The organism is Rhodococcus sp. NPDC059968 (assembly GCF_042738615.1).
Taxonomy (GTDB): Bacteria; Actinomycetota; Actinomycetes; order Mycobacteriales; family Mycobacteriaceae; genus Rhodococcus_F.
The window spans coordinates 1-20,353 of sequence record NZ_JBHWUE010000104.1 but is presented as its reverse complement, the minus strand read 5'-3'; the positions used below and the strand labels follow the sequence as shown (position 1 = coordinate 20,353).

Below are 20,353 nucleotides of genomic sequence, written 5' to 3'. Positions count from 1 at the left end.
GCTGGTTATTCGCGGTGGAGGCCGCGGCGTTACACGCACGTCGGCGCGATTCGGGTCGAGTGTTGTTTGCTCCCGGACGGGGATCCCATCAGTCCTTGTCTGTGATGTGGGTGGGCTAGCGTGGGGGTTTGTGACAGCAGGTAGTGCGGGGCGTGCGCACAAGATGGCGCCCAGCCCCGAGGTGGCGCTCGACTTCGCTCGGGAATGGGTCGAGTTCCTCGACCCCGACAACGCCGAGCATCTCATCGCCGCGGACATGACGTGGCTTCTCTCGCACTGGACGTGCGTGTTCGGCACCCCGGCCTGCCAGGGCATCATCGCGGGCCGACCCGACGACGGCTGCTGCTCGCACGGCGCGTTCTTCTCCGACGAGGAGGATGTCGAGAGGTTGCACGAGTCGGTGAAGCTGCTCAGACCTGAGGATTGGCAGTTCATGAAGCAGGGTCTCGGGAAGAGGGGGTACATCGAGGAGGACGAGCTCGAGGACGAGCCGGCGCTGCGTACCCGCCGCTACCAGGGCGCGTGCATCTTCCTCAACCGTCCCGGATTCGAGGGTGGCATCGGGTGCGCGCTGCATTCGATGGCGCTCAGGCGTGGGATCGAGCCGCTCGAGGTGAAGCCGGACGTGTGCTGGCAGTTGCCGATCCGGCGCACCCAGGAGTGGGTGGAGCGACCGGACGGTGAGCAGGTCCTGAAGACGACGATCACCGAGTACGACCGCCGCGGTTGGGGTGAGGGCGGCGCGGACCTGGACTGGTACTGCTCCGGCTCCCCGGATGCGCACGTCGGCGCCGTGGCGGTGTGGCAGTCGTATGCGCCGGAGCTGACCGAGTTGCTCGGTGAGGCCGCGTATCGCGAGCTGGCGCGGCTGTGTAAGCGGCGCCAAGGTCTCGGCCTGGTAGCTGTGCATCCGGCGACCACGGTCGCCGAGAAGAATTCCCGCTGAGGGGTTGTTGGGGAGTGCGCGAGCCCAAGCCGCTTGCACTTATAAGTGCAAATCGCTAGGATTTGTGGCATAGGAGGTGCTTGAGATGAGCACTGTTGTGACCGATCGTGCCGCGAAGACCACCCTCACGGTCACTTCCACGGAGGTCGAGCAGGCCGGTGCGGTCGATCCTGTCAGCCTGGAGTCGGCGGTACCACCGGAGCTTGCGCGGATCCTGACCAAGGTGGTGGCGGTCGTCGCCGCAGGCGGCACCGTCACGATCGGGTCGGTGCCGAGTGAGGTCACCACCACGACCGCGGCCCAGATGCTGGACATCTCCCGCCCGACACTGATGAAGCTCATCGGCGAGGGGGAGATCCCCGCCCACAAAGTCGGCAGCCACACCCGATTGACGAGCAGCGATGTCATCGCCTACCAAGAGCGGCAGCGTGACACACAGCGGGCAGCGTTCGACGACCTTCGCGCTTTCGAAGACGCAGAAGGCATGACCTACTGACCCGTGCCCCGCGTCCACTGAACCCCTGCGTTTATCCTCGTCGGGTGAGCGCAGGGGTTCTGACGGATGCAAACATCCTCTATTCGAGGACACTCCGCGACTGGATATGCCTGCTCGCCTTCCGGAAAGCGCCGATGTTCCACTTGACGTGGACCGAGGACATCCTCGCTGAGCTGGTCTATCACATTAGGAAGAATCACCCGCACTACTCCGACGCGCAGGTCGGCGGGATTCGGGACCGCATCATCGCGGTGGCGCCACACGGCCGGATCAAGGGCTACGTCATCGATTCCGGCCTCGCGTACACCGACGACTACGACGCCCACCTGCACCCTGCACGCCGCCGCCGTGCACGGTGGAGTCCAGTACGTCGTGACCGACGACAAACGGTTCCTCGACTTCGCGGAGGCGAACGACGAGATCCTCAGCTACGAGTCTTACACAGCTGACGACTTCTTCATGCTGGTGAACCAGAGCTCACCTGCCGCGGTGCGTGGGGTGCTGCTCGAGCAGGTCGACTACCACCGGCGGCGCGGTGGCGTATTCAACCTCCCTGCTTCATTGGAGGCCGCTGGGGCAACGCAATTCGCGCACGTGATCCGCGAAATGATGCGCAGTCGAGCTGTCGCCGACGCGCTCGCACGTCCGCTCACCGCCACCGCTGAATGACCGCTACGGTCCGGCCTGGCATTTCTGGTTTGCGTTGCGCGCAGATAGTGGCCGCTAGGCGACGAGATCAGCTCGGCCCCCACCGAGATACTCCAGCGTGTGGCCACCTGAATCTCGCAGGCGATCGCGGGCGGCACGGTACTCGTGCGACAGGACTCGTTGACCAGGGGTGATTCGCGTTCAGATCGGGCGGGGGCTGTGCCGCACGGGCACCGCCCCAGTCCGCCAACAGGTCGCGGGCGGTCGTAGGTACCTCGTCGTGGTGCCCCTCGGCGACTGCGAGGTCGGCCATGATCGGCCCGGACTCGGGACGTTCGCCGCGGACTGACGAGCGACTGCCCTCAGGAGCCACCGGACGGGCTGAGCCATCACGAGCTGATACTCCGCGGGTCGTGCTTGGCGCCGAGGAGGCGGTTCATTTCCGCACCAGTGGTCGAACCTCGCGGTCGTCGCGTCCAATTGGAGACTGGGGTACAGGGAGCTGCCTCCGATCTCGTATCCGACGAAGTCACCGTGTTCGCGCAACCGGCTGGCGGGGGTGCGCCGGTTGGTGTCGCGCGAACGCAGCACGTCGGTCTTGGATTGGGCGGATCTGGGTGGTCGCCGACCGGGACCGTGACAGCCGAAGGTTTCGGTGGTGTTCCGATCGCGGATGGTGTTCGTGCAGGTCGGGTCGCGTACCGGGCTGGTCGGTGCTTATGCTCGATCTCGGGAGTTTCACCGAGCGAAGAGGTGCATCAGCATGGCCCGAAACAGCGTCAGCCGGCCGGTCGATGGTCCGGAGTTGACGGTCGGTGTTCGGGGTGCTGGTCGGCAGGAGCGCCGCGGCCGATCTCACCGGTGTGGTTGTCGAGGATTATGCGGCGGTGACCGATCCGGGCGTTGGTGGGCACGAGTGGGCGCCGGTGCATCGGTGGGCCGTCGAGCTCGACGACGGGCGGCTGGTCTTTGCCGACACGGAAGACCTGACCATCGATCCGGGCTCCTACCGCTCCGCCCCGGACCCGAACCCGGATTCGGCGATGCGGGCACCTGGCCGACACCGGGGAGAGTGATCGCCGGCTGCCGCCGTCGCCCGTGGATGCGTTCCGGCCTCAGGTTCGGGGGCGCGGTTGCGCCAAGCGTCCGGTGGAGACCATCGCGGAGAGATGACGGCCGTGCGCAGGTCGGTTCGTACCGGATCTGGTCGGGTGGTCGTCAAGGAAAGCCAGCAAGGACAACCGCCGCCGATCGATGGTGCCTGAGCAGGAGGCGGTCGGCTCGGCCGAGGGAATGGCCTGCGCGGGTGCTCTCGCAGCGGAAGGTCGTGCGGCGGCGGGAGAGTGCTATGAGTACGTCTGCATTATCAGCCACTGCCACTCGCGCACGGCCTGCGGGAACGGGCTGTAGTAGAGCCACCTATTGTCCATCGCTGAGTTCCTCCGGTACGTAGTGACTCTGACTCCGCCGAGTGTTCACCGGTTCGAGGTGTGTCAACAACCGCCTCGGCGAGGGCAGCTGGCGTCGGGTCCGTATGCGAGCGTGAGGAGTTCGAGCACTTGACACCCGAGTAAGCCGCGTACCTGGACGGTGCGGCCGCGGCGTCGCGATCTGTGGACGCACAGGACGGAGTCGGTACTTCCAGCGAGGCTGCCAACAAGGAAGGGGCCGAGCCGTCACGTCCGGTTCGGGCCCTTCGCTGATGGACTACGACATGAGTGCCTGCGCGGCCTCGAGTGCTAGCGGCCCTACCTCCGAGGCCGCGGCACTTGAGAACGCCGTCACCAACGAACCGCCAGCTTTCATTGCCAGACGCCTGAGTCCGGACCGATCGACGTCGGGCTGGCTTGCTGCCTCACGGATCTGGCCGGCGATCTCGCGCGCTTCCGTCGCCGCCTCTGCGGTCACCTCAGGCTCGGAGGCGGCCTTTTCAAGAGCCTCAGCAATGGCCACGGCCTTTTCGAGCTCGGTCGTTGTGACCGTGTTCGACTGGTGCGCCGCGGGACTGTTCACGGCGAAGTTGCCGTGTCCGGTGTTGTTGATCGTGACGTTTCCGCTGCCATTGGGCTGCTCAAATGCGTCGCGCACGGACACGCCCCTGTCGGCAAGGTATTCGCCCTGCGTTGTGATGCTTGGGCGGCTGACGCCCGATCCGAATCCCTCCCTGCCCGCCAAGAGCCCCGCTTTCAACAGCCAGCTCGACGCCTGCTGTACTTCACGCTTCTCCAAGGCGCCGTCGTCCCAACCGGCCGTCCTGGCGATGTCGTCCTCGTTCAGCGTCGGGTGTCGGTTCCCCTCCGCACTCTTGATGTACAGCCACGTCAGTACCGCATCACGCGCTGCCCACTGCCGCGTCACAGGATCACTCAAGGTGGTTCCTCCTTGCCATTGCTGGTGAGCAGCTAGAAGTCATCGCTGCTCGAGCGGCCACCACTTGGCCCCTCGCGATGAACCATACGAAGTCGCGCCGACAACCTCGAACATCTCTCATTCATTCGATCTAGCCACGACGAGATTCGTTAGGCTGAACCTGGGGGAGTGCAATCCTGGGCGATGCACGACAATATGTCGATGTCACAGTCTCGATTCGACCAGAAGTTCGCCGAACAGATCGGCTACCTGCAACGATCCGCTAAACATTACGACGACGGTCACGAGGACGAGGCACTTCGACTCGCCACCTCGCTCCGCGTACTACTGCATGACACGCCGGCGAGTATCTCTCTCTTCAATCACACTGGGCGTACAGGCGAGCGCCTGCTGACGTCGTCGCGGGGATTCGGAAATTGGAAGGACTACCTAGCTCACCATCTCGTTCCAACGTCCTCAGACCCGATTCGCATGCAGCCACTCCTTGGTGACCAGTTTCATGAACTGGCGGCTCAGGACTGGTGGTCAACTGAGCCGGTCTTCATCCACGATGGCGTCACGTATACCCGGAAGGTGATCGTACTCAGTGCTGCAAATAAGGACGGTGGCGCCCACGTCGATGCGAAACTGCAGTCCTACTACAAGGTCCTGCAGGCCGGAGAGTATGCGATTGGCTTCACCAGGGAAACCCATCCCGGCGGGAATGCGCCGACTCCCCTTGGAGTGACTGTTTACCCAAATAACGCGCACCTGGCACTGCTGCGGCAGTTCGCGCACGAGATGCTCGAGTCCGCGAAGCACTATGGGTGGCACGTGTTCTGACCCCCTCTGTGGGCATGGCTGTACCGGCAGCCGGATGGAAGGCGCTACGGTCCACCTCATGCATATGAGCACTGCACTCCAAGAGGAACTCCATCCGCACGTCTCCGCTGACGTCTCGCCGCCCGACGCGGTGTACGCCGTCGTCAATTCTCTCGTTGACACAACAAAGATCGTTGCGTCCGTATCCGAATTCGTCCGCGACGAGCCGACAATCTGGCGCGTGTGGGCGTTGACGCAGACGACTCTCACGTTCGTCGAGGTTCGCTTCGATGAGCTGTCATACGACCGCGACCGCTCCCTCGAGGACTACTACCGCCAGAGGCCGCCGTTACGCAAGATCCTTACGGCGTGGACCCGCCCGCTCAGCACAGTCGCCGCTCTGTTTGCCGACGAGGTAGGTGAGGTTCGCGGTGAAGCTCGCTGGTATCCGGCGACTCTTGTGCTGCTCTTCGTCGACGGGTTGAAGGTTCAGCTCCCGCGCGAGGAATCCCTCCATCGGGCGCCGGATAGGGAGCGGACCGACGCCTTCCTCAAGGCGCTCCGAGACGCCCTGGCCTGAACTGTCGCATCCGTTGTCTCAGATGTGGTTCTGGGTGAGACACCGGGCGAGGATCCTCGGCCGGTGGACGTTCCTGCAGGTGGTCGTGTCTCGGATATTCGCCTCATGAACGTCGGTATCGCACAAACGCGACTCCGTCCAAGCAGGCACTCGAGAAGAGGATCTGACCAGGTCGGGTGTGAACCGCGGCCCCAAGTGCGAGCCGTCGGCGATCTGGGTAGCTCGATGCAGTACCTCCGACCTCGCCTATCGTCAGCTGCGGTCGCCTCGTCCGCATTGGTAATTCTTCGCGACAGACGCGAGGCCAGCGCCGTAGCTGCCGGTGTCCTCGACTGGCGGGAGCTTCAAGAACATATACGCAGCGCCGCAGATTCATTCATGCAACGTATTGACAGACCGGCTCACCCAGACGGCCTGGCATCATCAGCCCGCTCGAGCGACGAGCAGGCGCGGTGGGTCTGCTTGAATACGCTGTATGAGGACGTTATTCGCGGCCGGCGCCGCCTGTGCATTGTTGTCGTTGACCGCGTGCGGGTCGAATGGAGGCTCGGCCGCGACATCGGCCACGTCCACGGCACCGGCGTCGGCAACGACCACACCGGCGGTGGCTCCGTCATCATCGGCGCCCACGGTAGCTCCATCCGGTTCAGTGAGTCAGCCGCAGGCGGCACCGTCGAAGCCCGCGTCCGACCCGCGCTGCCTGCCCGCCGACGACGCACTGGTCTCTCGAGTGCAATCGGGCTTCTCGGAGACGGGGCTGTCGCTCATCAACGGCACGGTAATCAATTCCGGTCCGCTGACTTTCGTGGGCGGCACCACGGTCGACGCTTCCGGAAAGGTCAAGAACCGGTCCGACGTGTGGGTGATCTCGAACGGGACCGTGTACGCGTCCACCGGGGGTGCGCGGAATACGACCTCGTTTATGAAGGCCAGTGACGCTCCACTGCGAATTTCGCCCGGCGACGAGCGCGTCCAAGCCCTCGACGCATGTGTGGTCAACCTGACCCGCTGATCGAGATCCTCCGATGACACCACCCGCGCCGGGATCTGTCGTGCGCGTCGGTATCTGAACCTGGCCGAGAGAGTGTTGCGGGGCAGTGTCATTCAGTCGATGGACACGGGGAACGGTCTTATGGCCGATCGGCGGAGCGGGATCATGCTGGTGCGGCAGCCGACCTGACCATGATCCGCGCTGGGTTCGGTGTGGATGAATGTCGGGTGGATGAGATTGCTGGTATGTATTTGCTCATGAAACGTGCAGCTTCGGTCTTGCTCGCGGTCCTCGTGCTCGCCGGCTGCGGCAACGCGGATTCCGAGACTGGTGAACCTTCTTCATCGTGGCGCACGACTGTGTCCTCGACGGCGGCGACGTCGGTGGTGGCGCAGCTCGCACCGGATGTGCCTGGGCAGGTGGTGGTTCGTGGGGTCGACAGCTCGTGTGCCAGTGTTGGGGTGGGTGTGCCGATCGATTTGACGGGGGTGTCGGTGCATCTCGGGGTGCCGGGGTATGCCGGTACGGCGGCGCGGGTGGTGTGGAACTACCAAGGTGACCTTCCGGCCACGGGTACCGTGCTGTGGTCGCTGTCGGCGGCTGATCGGGGCGGGAGCAATGCTGTTCAGCTCGGCTACAAGACCCTCGACGGGAACCAGATCGCCTACTTCACCTTCGCGGGCGCGAAGCAGCAGAATTTGTCGGGTGCGCCGGATGTCAGCGTGCCCGGTCAGGTGGCGGCGGTACTGCCCTCCGCGGCGGTGGCTGCTCTCGGTAGCGAGTGGCATTGGCGGGCCACGGTGAATGTCGACGGCGAGGACGTCGAACGGTGCCCGAACTAGCAAGGGGCGTGCCCACCTGCACCGCGAACAGGCTGACGTTCGTCCGGCAGTGGCGTAGCCGAGTTGCGGTGGTAGCAGCTGGTGATCAGGCCCCGGACAGGGCGGATCCGTGAAGACTGCCGCTACCGCGTTCAGTCCAGGCGGCAGCACGTCGAGTTTCCGCCGGATGTGGCGCCGGGTGAAGGCAGTCGATGTCATGTGTCGTGCAGTCCTCTGCCGGGTGTCATTCACGTGAATGACACTGAGGTGCAGAGAGACTGAAAACATCACCGTGGTCCCGGGGCGTTCGAGCTGCGGTGTCGGACCGCTCGGTGATACTGGGATTTCTGCGTGGAAGGGGGCGGTCATGTCCGCGAGTGGTGTTGATCCGGTGGGCGTGCTGGAGTGGTCGGAGTCGGTGGCGTTGGCGGCGATGCAGGTGTCGTTGATGCAGTCGGACATCGCCGCAACGACGTCCGGCAAGTCCGTGGCCGCGAAACAAGCGGTGCTGAGTGATGCCATCACTGGCTTCCGCAAGATGGCGGCCGAGGATCGGCCGGACCACCCGGACTGGCTGACACCACTGCTGGGGGACACGGACACCCCGGAGGTCGCGGCGGCCGCCATTGCTGCCCACAGCCGGCGCCTGCCGCAGCTGTTCGACTCGCGGGAGCGGTCGTTGCTGGTGCTGGTCGACCTCATCTTGTTCGACCCGTGGCCGGCGAAAGCCTCCTGGCATGCCGCCACCCGTCGCACCGCCCTCGAGGCATTGGTGGACGAGTTCCCGCACCTTGACCGGGCCGATTTGGATCGGATGCGGGACGAGCACACGCTTCTGCTTCGGCGGCTGCGGCGTAAGAGTGTGCATTGGGGGAAGGTGGCTGTCATTGGTGCGGCCGGACTGGCGGCAGGGGTGGCGACCGGTGGTTGGGCGGCGCCGGTGATCGGCGCCGCGATCGGCAGTGCCGCCGGGTTGACCGGGGCGGCAGCGACCTCGGCCGGTTTGGCCACCATCGGGGGCGGCGCGATCGCCGCCGGCGGTTTCGGCATTGCCGGAGGCACCGCCCTGGTGACCGGGCTCGGTGGCATCGCCGGAGCCGGCGTAGCCGCGGCCGGGGCCCGCTGGACACCGTGGACGACCGGTCAGGTGGTGGCGGACGCGATGCGCCTGGATCTGATCGCACGATGTGTGCTGATCGAGGCGGAGAGCCGGGACGAGAAGCAACGCCGCATCGTGCAGAGTCTGCAGGAACGGCTCGAGAAGGTTGTCGCCGACGGTGAGCGACTCCTGGACCGGATCCGGGAACTCTCGCGTGAGAACGCACGGCTGACCGCGGAGAACAAGGAACTGCGTGAGGAACTGCGCAGGCAGCACGCGGACGCCAAATGGGCGGAGGGGGCACTTGAGGTCATCCTGGACCGTCTCCCGGAAACCGCCGCATGAGCAGCATGGACGACACCGTCGACCGGAACCTCGACACCCTCAGCCGCCGGCTCGCCGAGCTGGAATCGGCCACCGACACCGCCCTCGCCGGTAGGGTCCCGGACCGGCTGCCGCAGAACGACACCGCCGAGCACCTCTCGTATGCGGAGCTGACCGCCGCCAATGACCGGCTCCGCACCCAGCGCGGCTGGACCGATATCGACCTCGACAATGCGCTCACCCCCGAGCAGCGCGCCGGTTTCGACCGGTGGCGGGCCCGGCAACGCATCCCGTGGGACCGCGACGACGTGCTCGCGGTCGGGTTCGCGACCGTGCTGGGGGTGGCGGCCCTTTGGTACGACACCGCCATCGACGGAGCCGTAGCGAAGGGGTTGGGCGCCACGAGGAAGACCGGCTGGATGCGGGCGTGGGAGCGGGCCGGCAAGAGGTTGCCGATCGACTACACCGGTCCCGGGTTCGGTGGCCGCGCCCATCGGGTCCGCTCGCCGGGGCATGATTTGGGCCGGCCGTTCGAGGCGCTCCGGCAGATCCGTGGGGGCGAGTTCCGCGGCGTTCGCTGGGATTACGGCGACAAACACGAGATCACCGTCGGGGGCCGGTTCCGGGAGGTCGCCTCGCTCCCCGAGGCGCTCGTCCTGTGGGCACAGCATCTTGCGGCGGACTTGGTGACCCCGATGAGTCTGCCGATGCCCGGCTCCTCCTGGTTGTACGAGGTCGACAACCGGGCACTCCGTAAGTTTGCGCACGAGGTGTACCTGGGTACCTCGGCGGGCAACGGGCTGAATGTGCGATCCGGGATCCTCACGCCTTCGCTGAGTGTGATCACCACTGAGGTCGTTCTCCGGACCCATGTGCATGCCCGGGCGTACGCGGCCACCGGCAGCGCCCGTCTGGATGAGCGGGAGCAGGCACGTCGCGACGAGCTTCTTCTCGCGGCCCACTCGTTGGTCGGGCTCGCGTCGGCGGGGAAGACGCTGGCGCGGATGATCATCCTCGATGACCGCAAGAGCATGACACTGCGCCACGTGAACGTGCCGGTGCTCCTCCGCATGGGGTGCCTGGCAGTCGAGGTGGCGAACGATCGGCGGACACGAGGTCGTGCGGTGGCTCAGGACTGGGACGCGTTGGCCGCGGACCTTGTGGATTAGCGCCGTGCCACCTCAAGCGAAGTTGTCTCTGATCGCTGAAGCCGCGACCACAAGGCCTCCGCGGTGCCCGATTCCCAGGCCGGCACCAATCAAGGAGTCGCCTCGTCAATTCGGTGCCACAACGACCGAGACTGCAGCAGAGAACTCCACCGCACATTCCAAATCGCGTGACGCGACGAACATCCAAGGGGCAAGAATGGATCAACACGCAGGCGAGCAGGTAGTTCCACTTCCATGGGCGTCCCGGAGCTCAGCCATGCCCTATCTGCCCGGCGGCAGCGGCCGCCAAGTGGAACTGCTGGACCACCTTCTCGAACAGATCGACGCCAACGGGGGACACGCAGCAGCGCTCATCGACCGCGGAGACGGAGTCGAGCGACCGATTCGAGAAGTAGTACGAAACCTGACCGCCTCAGGGCTCCTGACCCGAGCAGACCGGGATCAGTACGCCGTCTCGGAGGAAGCCCGTGGCTGGCGACAAAGCGGAGACCCCATAGACCTAATCAAAATCTTCCACCGACACATCAGGCTGATAGGGGAACTCCTATACGAGCTTTCGGACGGCCCGAGAACTGTACGAGAGCTGACCGAGGTCGCAGCTGAGAAGTACCAGCTCCCCTGGACAACCCTCGACCAGGTTCGGCGCCGTCTGGGCTGGTTCATCGGTGCAGGCATGGTCGAGTACAAGACGAACACGCAGGTCTGGCTCACCGACACTGGCCGCCACCAGCTCGATCGCTTCGCCCTCGGTGGCCCTGAGACGCCCACCGCGACGCAGGCCGTCGAGGTCGACGCACCGGAATTGCCTGCGGCCATCGCTGCGATTGTTGACGAGCTCACCCCCGCAGCGCTCTCCGCTCGACGCGCCGTACTCGGATACGTGCCACGTGGCGCCACCGATATCGACATCGTCCAATCACTGACACTGCTGGTAAACGCCTGCTCGCCAACCATCACGCGACATGACCTCATGTCGTTTGCCCAGCAGAAGTTCGCAGTGGCCGAAAGCTCCTTCGGCTCGGTGCTGACAACTCTTACGATGTCCGGGCTCGTCGAGCAGAGCGGCTTCAACATCTACTCTCCGACACCGGAGGGTTCGGCGTGGCTCGAGGAGCCGACCGCTCTGAACCTCGCATTGATCTTTCATGCCAGGTATCTATTCGTTCTCGAAATCATCCCGCTCCTATCGGAATTCGACAAGGCTCCCGATCTCGCCAGAGCGGCACACCAGCACTATGGGTTCGGCCGTGTCGATGTCGGAGGCATACGAACCCGTCTCCAGATCCTCAAAGCCGCAGGTCTGATCTATGAGCGAGCAAACTGGCGTTACCAGGCGACACCACTCGGCGAACGACTTGTCCACGACGTCGCGTTGCAGGAACCCTACGACGCCGATGTCGCGGTCGCTGACGTTCCAGGCGACTCCGATGACGCAACCTCACAGACAGACATCCTGTGTCAGGAACTACACGAGGCAGCACTTGCCGCTGACACCCCGGTCCGGCTGGAAAAGGCTGTCGCGGACGCCTTCGCCGCCCTGGGCTTCGACACGCGGCATATCGGTGGGGGAGGAAAGACCGACGTCATTGCCACAGTCAACGGACCTGACCTCAAGCCGGTACGGGTCATCATCGATGCCAAAGCCGCACGCAGCGGACTCGTGAACGAGAACGCGGTGTCCTTCGACACTCTCGCAGAGCACAAGAAGAGCCACGAGGCGAACTTCGTGGCCCTCGTAGGGCCGAGTTTCGAGTCTGGCAGAGTCCGCAGCCGCGCAGAATCGGCAGGAGTCGAGCTGATCACTACAGATCGGCTCGCCCAGGTCCTACGCCGCCATGCCAAGACGCCGCGATCGGCCAGCACCTACCTCGGCCTGGTTGACCCAAGCCTGGCCGCAAAGAGGGTCTTGGAGAACGGATGGTCCCAGGCCGAACGCCGTGTTGAGTTGTTGACTCACGTCGTAGCCGTCCTCGATCAAGAAGCACGCCAAGCCGATGAGGTTACTCACGGCGCTCTGTCCGCAGACCAGATCTACTTGATCGTCCGAGACGAGATTGACCCTCGCCCGTCGCCAAAAGATATTGAGAGTGTTCTGAGCTTGCTGGAACATCCACTCATCGAATCCGTTCAGCAAATCGCCGTCGGAAGCGGGAAAACGACCAGTTATCATCTCGTGGACTCGAAAACCCTGATTACAGAGAAGATCGCGGCCCTGGCAAGGAGTATCGGTCGAGACGACGCGGAGTAGGACTGCCCCGAGTCTTCGATTGTGTAGAGGCGGGAGAGTGCGCACGCCTATCGTGCTGGGTAGGAGGCGAAAGGGTCATCTTCCTCTCCTTGCCATCCACGCACTCTTGCCAGATGTGATCCGGACTGTGGCAGCACGTTATGTCATTCACACGATCTAATCGGTCGGTCGAAATGCTCACGTGCAATTCTCATTCCATGAACTCACAGACATTCTCCGGATACTGGTGGTGTAGTGACGACCGAGACAATAGGCAGCCAGGGACACTGACCATCGCGTCAGACGGGACAGTGGCACTGCAATTGATCGAAGGTTTCGATCTGCAGCAGTACACCTCGCTGCCCGACGGCTCCATCGGTATCGGAGAAGGCCGTACCCGTATCGACGTCATTCACGGTGCGACAACAGCCGGCAAGGACATAACCTTGCTGGACTGCCTTATCCGGCGCTACAACATGGGCCTCGGCACCCCTACCGAGCAGCGGCTCTCGGCACGGTATGCGCTCGTGGGCCTCCATCTGGAGGACGCCGACGCGGAGGTGTTCGATAGCTGCCGTCTCCGTCTCGAGAACCTTCGCACGTGGATGGCGATCGGCGAGTACAAGACCACCCATGAAGAGGACGGCCGAGAACTATCCGCCACGGTGACGACGCCCGAGCCGGTTACGGTGAAGTGGGAAGACTTCACGATCAAGGCAGACATGTCCGCAACGCCGTTCAACTACGCCGCCACCCGAGACGAAGCAACGTTCAGTTCGAGGGGGGCCGTGACCCTCACCATTACTGCGGATACTCCGCGGTCCTACCGTGGTTTCCATGAAGTCACCATGGCGATTGTCGATCTGCTTACCCTGGCCAGCGATCGGGCATGTGGTGTCATCAATCAACGGCTCGTTGGCCAACCCCAACCGGTCTCATACCCCGACGTGAACGAGGATGGCACGATCGGCACACAGATTGTTGAGGAGTCACCCGAAGCCGCGGTGTACGCACGTCGGACGGTCACCGCCATCCCCGACGAGAAAGAGCTCCACCACCATGACTTCTTGTTCACGTGCCAGGACATGCCCTTCGAAGAACTCGTCGTCCGCTGGCTTGACTTGAGAAAGCGGATCGTGCGCGCGACGAACATGCTGTTCAGCTTGAAGTACTCGAAGCCTGGGTTCTTGCAGACGCAGGTTCTGACGGCCGCCGTTTCCGCAGAGACCTTGAGCCGATGCCTCACCGACCCTAAAGCCGTGCCGATGGCCACCCCCGACTTCGAATACATGGTTCGTGAGCTTCGGATCGCCATCGACAGAATGCCCGAGGACGACCGCAAGCGATTCGAAGGCTTCTTGCGAAACGAGTGCAAATACCGGGACAGGTTGAATGACGTCGCGTCGATGCCGCCGCAAGCAGTCGTCGCCAAAATCATTCCCGACGTCGAAGCCTGGGCACAGGAGCTCACGAATGTACGGAACGGCCTCGCCCACGGCCTCGACCAGAGCTACAGCGAGCCCGAGAACACCTTCCTCCTACTTCAGCGCACTCAATATCTGATCTATCTGGTTCTGATGACCGAACTCGGCCTGCCTGAACCTGTTCTAGATCGTGCTGTCGACGCGAATCAGTATCTGACGCACTTGTACAAGGAACAGGGGTAACCCGACAGACTGTGAGCGGCCCCGTGTGGCCTCGTCTGACGATGGCTGCAGGCGGGGCCGTCAGCGCTCGATTTGTCTTGACCGAGTTCGTTGGCAGGCAGGGCATCCCGTGTGGTTCCGGGTTCGGTTCTTCACCGTGGTTCGCCATTCGTGGTCGCAGTGGCTGCAGCGCCACTGGCACCGGTCGTGGCTTCCCGTCCGCAGTTGCTCGGGGCCGCGGCCTGGGCGGGTGAGGTTTTCAACGAGCTCTGCCGCGATGGCTGGGTGCAGCTCAGCAACGGATGCGCCAGGCTTGGGTGTGGATCTGGCGGCGGCGGTCTTGAGGCGTCCGCAGGCTGGGCAACCGGCGCCACCGAGGGCGCGTGAACTGACTGTCGCACTCCACATGTGACTGCAGGTTGTGCATCGCCACTTGGCCCGGAAGTTCGAACCGGGTGCGATGTCCTCCGCGGTGCGGTTCGGCGGTCGTCGAGTTCGATCAGTTCCGATGCAAGTGACGGCTGGAGCGCGGCGAGGCTGTCCTCGCGGCGGACGCGGCTGCGAGCGTCGCCCGCGGTTACCCGGCTGCAGTGTGCGCAGCCGCGCCCTCGGGTGTGAGCGGCGGGTGATGCCCGGTACTCGTGACCGCAGGAGCAGCGCCAGATGCAAAGTAGGTTGCTCGCGGGGCGGAGATCGCCCGGCGTGCGGTCTGGTTGTCGCTCGCAGCGCACAAACTCGGCGGCAAGTGAGGGGTGTAGTGCGAGCAGGGATTCGCCGTGTGGGGCGAGCGATCGATTGCGAGCCTGTCGGTCGATGCTGCACGTCGGGCAGCCTGACGTTAGCCCTGCTCGCGAGTGCACGCTGGTGCGCCATTCGTTTGCGCAGCGGTGCAGCGCCACCAGCATTGGTCTTTTGCGCTCGGCGGGAGCCAGCCGAGGTCGATCCCGGGTCTGGATTCGTTGCGCAAGAACTCGTCCTGGAGTTGGGGTGCCGCGTCCAGGGCTGAACTCTTCGGCCTTCCTCGTAGCGTCTGGTTCCAGCGGTCGGCTGCTTCGGCTAGTGCTGCGCCGATCTGATCAGCCGTGAGGTTCGACCAGGTCACGCCGAGCTCAGTCAAGAGGGACTGAAGTGAGAGCGCCCATTCGTGTGCATCGAAGGACTTGTCCCGCACGACGGCGGTAGCGACGTTGTCGAGCTGGGGGAGAGACTCCGGCCTGATCCGCACGTAGTGGTGTTCTTCCACGGCGTCTGCCTTCCGCTGATCGCGGGCAGTGTTCGCATGCCAGCGGGCGGGATCGAGATCGACGTACAAACCGATCTGAGGGATCGCGAGATCGACACGCCAAGTACGCGACGCCGCGCGAATCGGCACATCCAGTTCGACATGTGTACCGGCGGCGGCGCGGAGAACGGCTGCCACCTTGAACTCCAGCCGGGACTGACCACGAGCGCCGCATCGGCCGCATCCACTGCCGGCCACGCGCGCTGCCACGGTCGTGATCCACTCGTGTCCGCGAGAACACCGCCAGGTGCACAACGCGTTCGATCCTGGCCGGATCGTACCGGGCAAATGTTCGCTGGCTCGGTGGCTCGTGACGAACTCGGCGGCGATCTCGGGATACATCACTTGTAGTGAGCGGTTCCGCGGCGCGGTGGCCCGTGTCGTAGCGCTGCGGATAATGCTGCACCGAGGACACCCGCTGCGTTTCACCAATGGGTTGACGACGGTCACCTCCCATTCGTATCGACACTGAGTGCATCGCCACAGGCAACGGTCTGTTGAATTGGGGCGAAGGCGAGGAGAACGCCAAGGCACTGTTGGTTCGATTGTCGAGTAACGAGGCGATGGAGTTTCTCGTGTTCGCATCCGACATGAACTACCTCCTACGGGTGATGTCCACCAAACGGGTGCCGATTAGGAAGCTCGGAAGCACCTGGAGCCCGCACGATCAGGTAGCCAGACCCCGTGTCTAAATCCCATCCGTGGCTGTGCAGATGGCAAGCTACCGGTTGTGCGTTCATTTGACATGCTTTCAGATCACGACTTCGAGTTGCTAGTAGCAGACCTTCTCGGCGCGAACGAGAGCGTCGTTTATGAGGCCTTCGCACGCGGAGCTGATCTGGGCGTCGACTTGAGGTTGCAAACTGACGCCGGTCCCCAAGTTGTGCAGTGTAAGCACATGAGTGGGAGTACGTATTCGCAACTCAAATCATCCGTGCGCTCGGAGGCGAAAAAGCTGGCGAAACTAGAACCGCAACCGTCCAGCTATAAGCTAGTCACCACGCAGCCTCTTACCGGAAGTCGGAAGAAAGAGCTGGCGGAGATGCTCAAACCATGGATAACGAGCGACGAACAGGTGATCGGAAAAGACGGGCTCGAAGGACTCCTGAATCGGCACCAAAATATCGAACGCGCTCATGTCAAATTATGGCTGGCAAGTGGAGCACATTTGGATGAGCGCCTACACAGTGCGACCTGGGCACGCAGTCGTCAACTGCATTCAGAGATCGTGGAAGCACTTCCCTGCTACGTGGAGAGTGGCTCATTTCCGGTAGCGCGGCAGTTGTTGCACGATGAGCGGGTTCTGGTGATCTCAGGGCCTCCTGGCATTGGAAAGACGACCCTTGCGCGAATATTGTTGGCTGATGCGGCAATCGATGGATACCAGCCAGTGGAGATTTCGTCTGACATTGAGGAGGCCTTCTCGATCGTCAACAACCAAGAACGAAGGGCTTTCTATTATGATGACTTCCTGGGAACGACCTTCCTCCAAGACCGATTAGTAAAGAATGAAGACAAACGCTTGGCATCATTCATTCGACGACGCGCCCGTGGAAAGAACGACATCATCGTACTTACTACACGCGAGTACATACTACAACAGGCGGCGTCATGGTATGAAGAACTAGATCGAGTAGGTCTGCCGCTCCGTCGATTTATATTGGAGTTGAATTCATATAGCAGGTTCGATAAGTCCCGAATCTTGTATAATCATATTTGGAATTCCAGTCAAGTAAACGCGATGGCTCGCCGAAGCCTTATTGCTGATAAATCCTACCTTAGCGTAATTGACCACCCGAACTATAATCCACGGCTGATTGAGTATGTTACAGGCCTTGCGTCGTATCATTTGGAAAAGTCCGACCAGGTCAACTATACGGAGTTTATTCTGGGTGTTTTAGACAGTCCTGACCTGATATGGCAGTCGGCGTTTGATCGTCAACTAGACGATCATAGTCGTGTCCTACTCAAGGTGGTGGCAAGCATGCCGGGTGAAGTGGAACTGTCGGATCTGCAAACAGCATTCGCGGAAATGTGTTCATTTTCTGGCAATCGTCCCACGTCAAGGCAGTTTCGTGGCACTTTGCGAATCCTGGAGGACTCCTTCACGAAAAGCCGGATGAAATCCGGTCATAGGTTCATCAGTACTGCGAACCCCTCGATAGTTGACTTCCTTGCAGCACGGTTGTCTGACAATTCCGACGAGGCAGTCGATTTACTCGAGGGTATCGCATATTTTGAACAGCTTCGTTGGATGTATCGAAGCATCGGCGGAAATAGTAAAAGCGACGTTCAATTCCTGAATGCGCTAGTGTCGGCGGTTTCTCGTTGCTGGGACAGTCGGGATCCAAGTTGGCATAATGTGTTGTACGACGGCGACTCGTCCCCTGTTTACGAGAGAGTGGACGCAAGTCCGGAAACGCGACTAACCCTGGTTTGCAAGATGATAGATGATAACCACGGACTGGCGCCGATCATTCGCGACTGGTTTGACGAAAAACTGTGTGAAGTTGTTTCCGCATGGACAACCGGAAGGCCGCACCCTGGTCATCTAACAGACCTTATTCGAACATTATACCGATCGAAAACACCTCCTCCGCAAGAAATTTTCACCGCGGCTTTGAAGGCTCTTCAATCACTAAATTATTCATATGCATGGTCGGAACTTGCCCGCCTTCGAGAGATGGCTCCTGAGAGATTTTCCGGTCAGGACGAAACAGAAATGGTGAACAATTTCAGTCGTTGGCTTGAGCAAGAACTAAATGATCCCGAAGATATTCAAAGCACCGATGAGTTATGGACTATGAAGAGATCTGCAAGTATCTTCGGTGTTCCATTAGACCAAGATGCGTACGACGCCGCGTACGATCTTATCCAACAATGGGAGCTGGAGAAGGAGTACGAAACGGAGGGCGACACTGACGTGGCGCCGATGAGCAGCACCTCACCAGCGAACGAGGCTGAGGCAATAGACGCTCTATTCGCGCATCTCGGTGAACAGGGCGAAGATGCCTCGGATGCCTAAACGTGGGTTGTCGTCGGCTTCGCCGGCGACCTTCGGGTGCGTCGGCTATTCTGCGCGTGACTGCACAGCAAAGACTTTCGCCGATCAAGTGCCGGATCTGACCGGATCGCGGTCACGACGCACGCCCGTGGTGGGCGCGATGGTTACCCCGATCTGATTGGCCGTACTCCGGGGTCCGGCTGGCGACTCGCCTTGTGGTCACAGTCGTCCGGGACACTTTGTTGCGAGCGGTAGGGTCGGCGAGGACAACTTCCTGGGCATCGCCGACTTCGTGATCCGCAGCGGTCATGTGTGTGGCACCCTCGTAGTGGACACGGTCACCAGCAGGCAAATCGATCAACTCGCTATCCGCACCTCCTAAGCGTGTCGTTGCTGTGCGAGGGGTTGCAGCGGTTGGTCGATCACTTAGTCTTGGGACTCGCGCTCGAAGTCTGTCCAGCGGTGGCCGAAATCGGAGCTGCTGAGGGCATCACTCCACCCGGCCGGAGCTTGCCCGACCATTGAGGATAGTGAGCGCTGTGTCGTGGTGTGCACGGAACGCGTCGGCACGGGCGTCGGTGTAGGCCGCGCAGGGTCGGCCCACGAGAGTGTGGACGACGTCGACTAGTGCTGGGTGTGACGGGGTCCTGCCACCGATGATGGTGCCGGTCCGGTCGACGGTGAGGTATCCCTGCTCGAAGAGGGTGTCGCAACCTAGTGTGCAGACGAGCATCGCGGCTGACGGAAAGTCCCACCGTTCTGTGTCGGTGCATTGCGCGCGGGGTTTGATGTGGCCGGCTACGAGCAGTGTCGCCGGCAAGGTACGGCCACACAGCCCGCAGGAGCCGTCGGGGTTACCTTCGAGGAGGTAGGCACGGAGTGCAGTTTGTTCGAGACGCCGAGCCACCGACCCTTGCATGTCGGTGGCGCCGCGGATCGTCCACGCCGGTGGTGGTTGGACGGTGTCCTCGCGGGGGTTGTCGATGAGCCCGACTTCGGCGAGAAGCCGCAATCCGCAATCGGGAGCGAGCCTTGAGAGGTATTTCTGGAGCGGGCGGCCGTTCTTGTCGAGCGGCCCTGGGGAGCCGTGAGGGAGCAGTTCGGCGACTAGTTCAAAGTGGATGGCGAGCCCGGTTACTATCGGGTCGACGGTGACCAGCCACCCGTCGTTGAGGTCCTCGTAGACAGTGGGGTAACCCGTCGGCCTGTTCGCGTCGCGCCAGGGCGCGGTGACGACACTCACTGCACGCATATACCGGTCATAGTGGTGAAAGACGATGTCCCCGCGGCGTATCTGCTTGAGCAACGCACGATCGGTGGGGAGCGTCCCGTCGATGCGCCGGCACGTCCATAGCGAGCCCTGACGGATCGCAATGGGGTAGTTCTTCCCCTGGCTTGCCCACCAAAATCCCATTGCGACTCCCTCGTTCCCGATGGGGTGATGGTACTGGCTGTGTGCTAGCCAACATGGACGTCACATCGTGGTTGATGGCGGATCCGAAGCCCGGTCGTGCATCGTTTCAGGCGCTATAACCGCGGATGAGCGTGCTTCGGTGTTGTGAGCGCACGATCGACTCCCCGCACCAACAGGCGTGTTGCGCCGCTGTCGAATGCGTGTTGCAATGCACGGCTGGCGCCGACGGCGGCCGCCGTGGCGAATCCGCATTTGTGCTGCTGTACACCCAGACCGCGCATCGGGTGTTCTCGTAGAGATCGCGCGCCGTGCTGGCACCGTTGGGCCCTCACCTACATCCTCACACCGCGCTGTTCACAACCTCCGCGGGCACTCGACCGGTGCCCGAACCTGCGCCTGCTGAAGGCTCCGGGCTCGACAAACCGGGGTGGCCGGTACTTTCCCTAGCGGGAGTTTCCTGGATAAGTTGATCATGGAGGGTGTTATGGCTGGTCAACTGTGGTGCGGGTGGCGGATTGGTGTATGACCTAAGTCG

17 protein-coding genes and 3 pseudogenes are annotated in these 20,353 nt (G+C 62.5%); 13 read left to right on the top strand and 7 right to left on the bottom strand.

Translation table 11 applies throughout. The annotated features are described in order from the left end of the window. The first annotated feature begins 163 nt into the window (after positions 1–163). The 4 genes and pseudogenes from ACFWAY_RS44350 (at position 164) to ACFWAY_RS44335 (ending at position 3,166) form a co-directional block, all read left to right on the top strand. The gene (locus tag ACFWAY_RS44350) at positions 164–946 is read left to right on the top strand and encodes a hypothetical protein (protein WP_378515003.1); all 783 of its coding nucleotides are present in this window, start codon (positions 164–166) and stop codon (positions 944–946) included. 85 nt (positions 947–1,031) lie between these two features. After that, the gene (locus ACFWAY_RS44345; RefSeq protein ID WP_378514991.1) at positions 1,032–1,442 is read left to right on the top strand and encodes a helix-turn-helix domain-containing protein; all 411 of its coding nucleotides are present in this window, start codon (positions 1,032–1,034) and stop codon (positions 1,440–1,442) included. A gap of 372 nt (positions 1,443–1,814) precedes the next feature. Further along, positions 1,815–2,111, top strand: coding sequence for a hypothetical protein (locus tag ACFWAY_RS44340; RefSeq protein ID WP_378514990.1), 297 nt, complete (start codon positions 1,815–1,817; stop codon positions 2,109–2,111). A gap of 742 nt (positions 2,112–2,853) precedes the next feature. Further along, positions 2,854–3,166, top strand: a pseudogene (locus ACFWAY_RS44335) (hypothetical protein). 631 nt (positions 3,167–3,797) lie between these two features. Here the strand turns inward: ACFWAY_RS44335 and ACFWAY_RS44330 are convergent. Continuing rightward, a complete protein-coding gene (locus tag ACFWAY_RS44330; protein ID WP_378514989.1) occupies positions 3,798–4,460 on the bottom strand; it encodes a hypothetical protein in 663 nt (220 codons plus the stop codon). 201 nt (positions 4,461–4,661) lie between these two features. On the opposite strand from ACFWAY_RS44330, the gene ACFWAY_RS44325 reads away from it, so the two are divergent. Both ACFWAY_RS44325 and ACFWAY_RS44320 read left to right on the top strand, forming a co-directional pair. Beyond that, complete coding sequence (locus ACFWAY_RS44325; RefSeq protein WP_378514988.1) at positions 4,662–5,282, top strand: hypothetical protein; 621 nt, start codon at positions 4,662–4,664, stop codon at positions 5,280–5,282. Between the two features lie 34 nt (positions 5,283–5,316). Beyond that, positions 5,317–5,841 carry a hypothetical protein gene (locus tag ACFWAY_RS44320; RefSeq protein ID WP_378514987.1) on the top strand — a complete coding sequence of 175 codons (525 nt, stop codon included), beginning with the start codon at positions 5,317–5,319 and terminating at the stop codon, positions 5,839–5,841. A gap of 423 nt (positions 5,842–6,264) precedes the next feature. On the opposite strand, the gene ACFWAY_RS44315 is transcribed toward ACFWAY_RS44320, so the two are convergent. Then, positions 6,265–6,471 (bottom strand): hypothetical protein, encoded by a 207-nt coding sequence (locus ACFWAY_RS44315; RefSeq protein ID WP_378514986.1) that lies wholly within the window; start codon positions 6,469–6,471, stop codon positions 6,265–6,267. Between the two features lie 19 nt (positions 6,472–6,490). Between ACFWAY_RS44315 and ACFWAY_RS44310 the strand changes: the two genes are divergently transcribed. The 6 genes from ACFWAY_RS44310 to ACFWAY_RS44285 all read left to right on the top strand — a co-directional run bounded on the left by ACFWAY_RS44310 (position 6,491) and on the right by ACFWAY_RS44285 (position 14,139). Next, a complete protein-coding gene (locus tag ACFWAY_RS44310) occupies positions 6,491–6,853 on the top strand; it encodes a hypothetical protein (RefSeq protein WP_378514985.1) in 363 nt (120 codons plus the stop codon). Positions 6,854–7,089: 236 nt separating this feature from the next. Beyond that, the gene (locus ACFWAY_RS44305; protein ID WP_378514984.1) at positions 7,090–7,674 is read left to right on the top strand and encodes a hypothetical protein; all 585 of its coding nucleotides are present in this window, start codon (positions 7,090–7,092) and stop codon (positions 7,672–7,674) included. Between the two features lie 346 nt (positions 7,675–8,020). Further along, the gene (locus tag ACFWAY_RS44300) at positions 8,021–9,097 is read left to right on the top strand and encodes a hypothetical protein (RefSeq protein WP_378514982.1); all 1,077 of its coding nucleotides are present in this window, start codon (positions 8,021–8,023) and stop codon (positions 9,095–9,097) included. After that, positions 9,094–10,245, top strand: coding sequence for a hypothetical protein (locus ACFWAY_RS44295; RefSeq protein WP_378514981.1), 1,152 nt, complete (start codon positions 9,094–9,096; stop codon positions 10,243–10,245). Before ACFWAY_RS44300 ends, ACFWAY_RS44295 begins: the two co-directional genes overlap by 4 nt. A 256-nt stretch (positions 10,246–10,501) precedes the next feature. Next, on the top strand, positions 10,502–12,493 hold the full coding sequence (locus tag ACFWAY_RS44290) for a restriction endonuclease (protein WP_378514979.1): 1,992 nt from the start codon (positions 10,502–10,504) through the stop codon (positions 12,491–12,493). Positions 12,494–12,633: 140 nt separating this feature from the next. After that, positions 12,634–14,139: a HEPN domain-containing protein gene (locus tag ACFWAY_RS44285; RefSeq protein WP_378514978.1), complete on the top strand. Its 1,506-nt coding sequence runs from the start codon at positions 12,634–12,636 to the stop codon at positions 14,137–14,139. 60 nt (positions 14,140–14,199) lie between these two features. Here ACFWAY_RS44285 and ACFWAY_RS44280 read toward each other — a convergent pair whose 3' ends face one another. The 4 genes and pseudogenes from ACFWAY_RS44280 to ACFWAY_RS44265 form a co-directional block, all read right to left on the bottom strand. Further along, a complete protein-coding gene (locus tag ACFWAY_RS44280; RefSeq protein WP_378514977.1) occupies positions 14,200–14,787 on the bottom strand; it encodes a zinc-ribbon domain-containing protein in 588 nt (195 codons plus the stop codon). Next, positions 14,718–15,023 (bottom strand): annotated as a pseudogene (locus ACFWAY_RS44275) (zinc-ribbon domain-containing protein); the annotation flags it as partial. The pseudogene ACFWAY_RS44275 and the gene ACFWAY_RS44280, both read right to left, overlap by 70 nt. After that, positions 14,957–15,490 carry a hypothetical protein gene (locus ACFWAY_RS44270; protein WP_378515007.1) on the bottom strand — a complete coding sequence of 178 codons (534 nt, stop codon included), beginning with the start codon at positions 15,488–15,490 and terminating at the stop codon, positions 14,957–14,959. The pseudogene ACFWAY_RS44275 and the gene ACFWAY_RS44270, both read right to left, overlap by 67 nt. Positions 15,491–15,583: 93 nt before the next feature. Further along, positions 15,584–15,985 (bottom strand): annotated as a pseudogene (locus ACFWAY_RS44265) (zinc-ribbon domain-containing protein); the annotation flags it as partial. Between the two features lie 145 nt (positions 15,986–16,130). On the opposite strand from ACFWAY_RS44265, the gene ACFWAY_RS44260 reads away from it, so the two are divergent. Then, positions 16,131–18,425 carry a restriction endonuclease gene (locus ACFWAY_RS44260; RefSeq protein ID WP_378514975.1) on the top strand — a complete coding sequence of 765 codons (2,295 nt, stop codon included), beginning with the start codon at positions 16,131–16,133 and terminating at the stop codon, positions 18,423–18,425. Between the two features lie 469 nt (positions 18,426–18,894). Here the strand turns inward: ACFWAY_RS44260 and ACFWAY_RS44255 are convergent, their stop codons facing one another. Beyond that, positions 18,895–19,818 (bottom strand): hypothetical protein, encoded by a 924-nt coding sequence (locus ACFWAY_RS44255; protein WP_378514973.1) that lies wholly within the window; start codon positions 19,816–19,818, stop codon positions 18,895–18,897. Positions 19,819–20,353: the final 535 nt, after the last annotated feature.

What these genes read in the sequence shown, in the direction of transcription:
- ACFWAY_RS44350 (WP_378515003.1), top strand. Translation starts at nt 164, where the DNA reads ATGGCGCCCAGCCCCGAGGTGGCGCTCGACTTCGCTCGGGAATGGGTC.
- ACFWAY_RS44345 (WP_378514991.1), top strand. Translation starts at nt 1,032, where the DNA reads ATGAGCACTGTTGTGACCGATCGTGCCGCGAAGACCACCCTCACGGTC.
- ACFWAY_RS44325 (WP_378514988.1), top strand. Translation starts at nt 4,662, where the DNA reads ATGTCACAGTCTCGATTCGACCAGAAGTTCGCCGAACAGATCGGCTAC.
- ACFWAY_RS44320 (WP_378514987.1), top strand. Translation starts at nt 5,317, where the DNA reads ATGGAAGGCGCTACGGTCCACCTCATGCATATGAGCACTGCACTCCAA.
- ACFWAY_RS44305 (WP_378514984.1), top strand. Translation starts at nt 7,090, where the DNA reads ATGAAACGTGCAGCTTCGGTCTTGCTCGCGGTCCTCGTGCTCGCCGGC.
- ACFWAY_RS44300 (WP_378514982.1), top strand. Translation starts at nt 8,021, where the DNA reads ATGTCCGCGAGTGGTGTTGATCCGGTGGGCGTGCTGGAGTGGTCGGAG.
- ACFWAY_RS44295 (WP_378514981.1), top strand. Translation starts at nt 9,094, where the DNA reads ATGAGCAGCATGGACGACACCGTCGACCGGAACCTCGACACCCTCAGC.
- ACFWAY_RS44290 (WP_378514979.1), top strand. Translation starts at nt 10,502, where the DNA reads ATGCCCTATCTGCCCGGCGGCAGCGGCCGCCAAGTGGAACTGCTGGAC.
- ACFWAY_RS44285 (WP_378514978.1), top strand. Translation starts at nt 12,634, where the DNA reads ATGTCATTCACACGATCTAATCGGTCGGTCGAAATGCTCACGTGCAAT.
- ACFWAY_RS44255 (WP_378514973.1), bottom strand. Translation starts at nt 19,818, where the DNA reads ATGGGATTTTGGTGGGCAAGCCAGGGGAAGAACTACCCCATTGCGATC.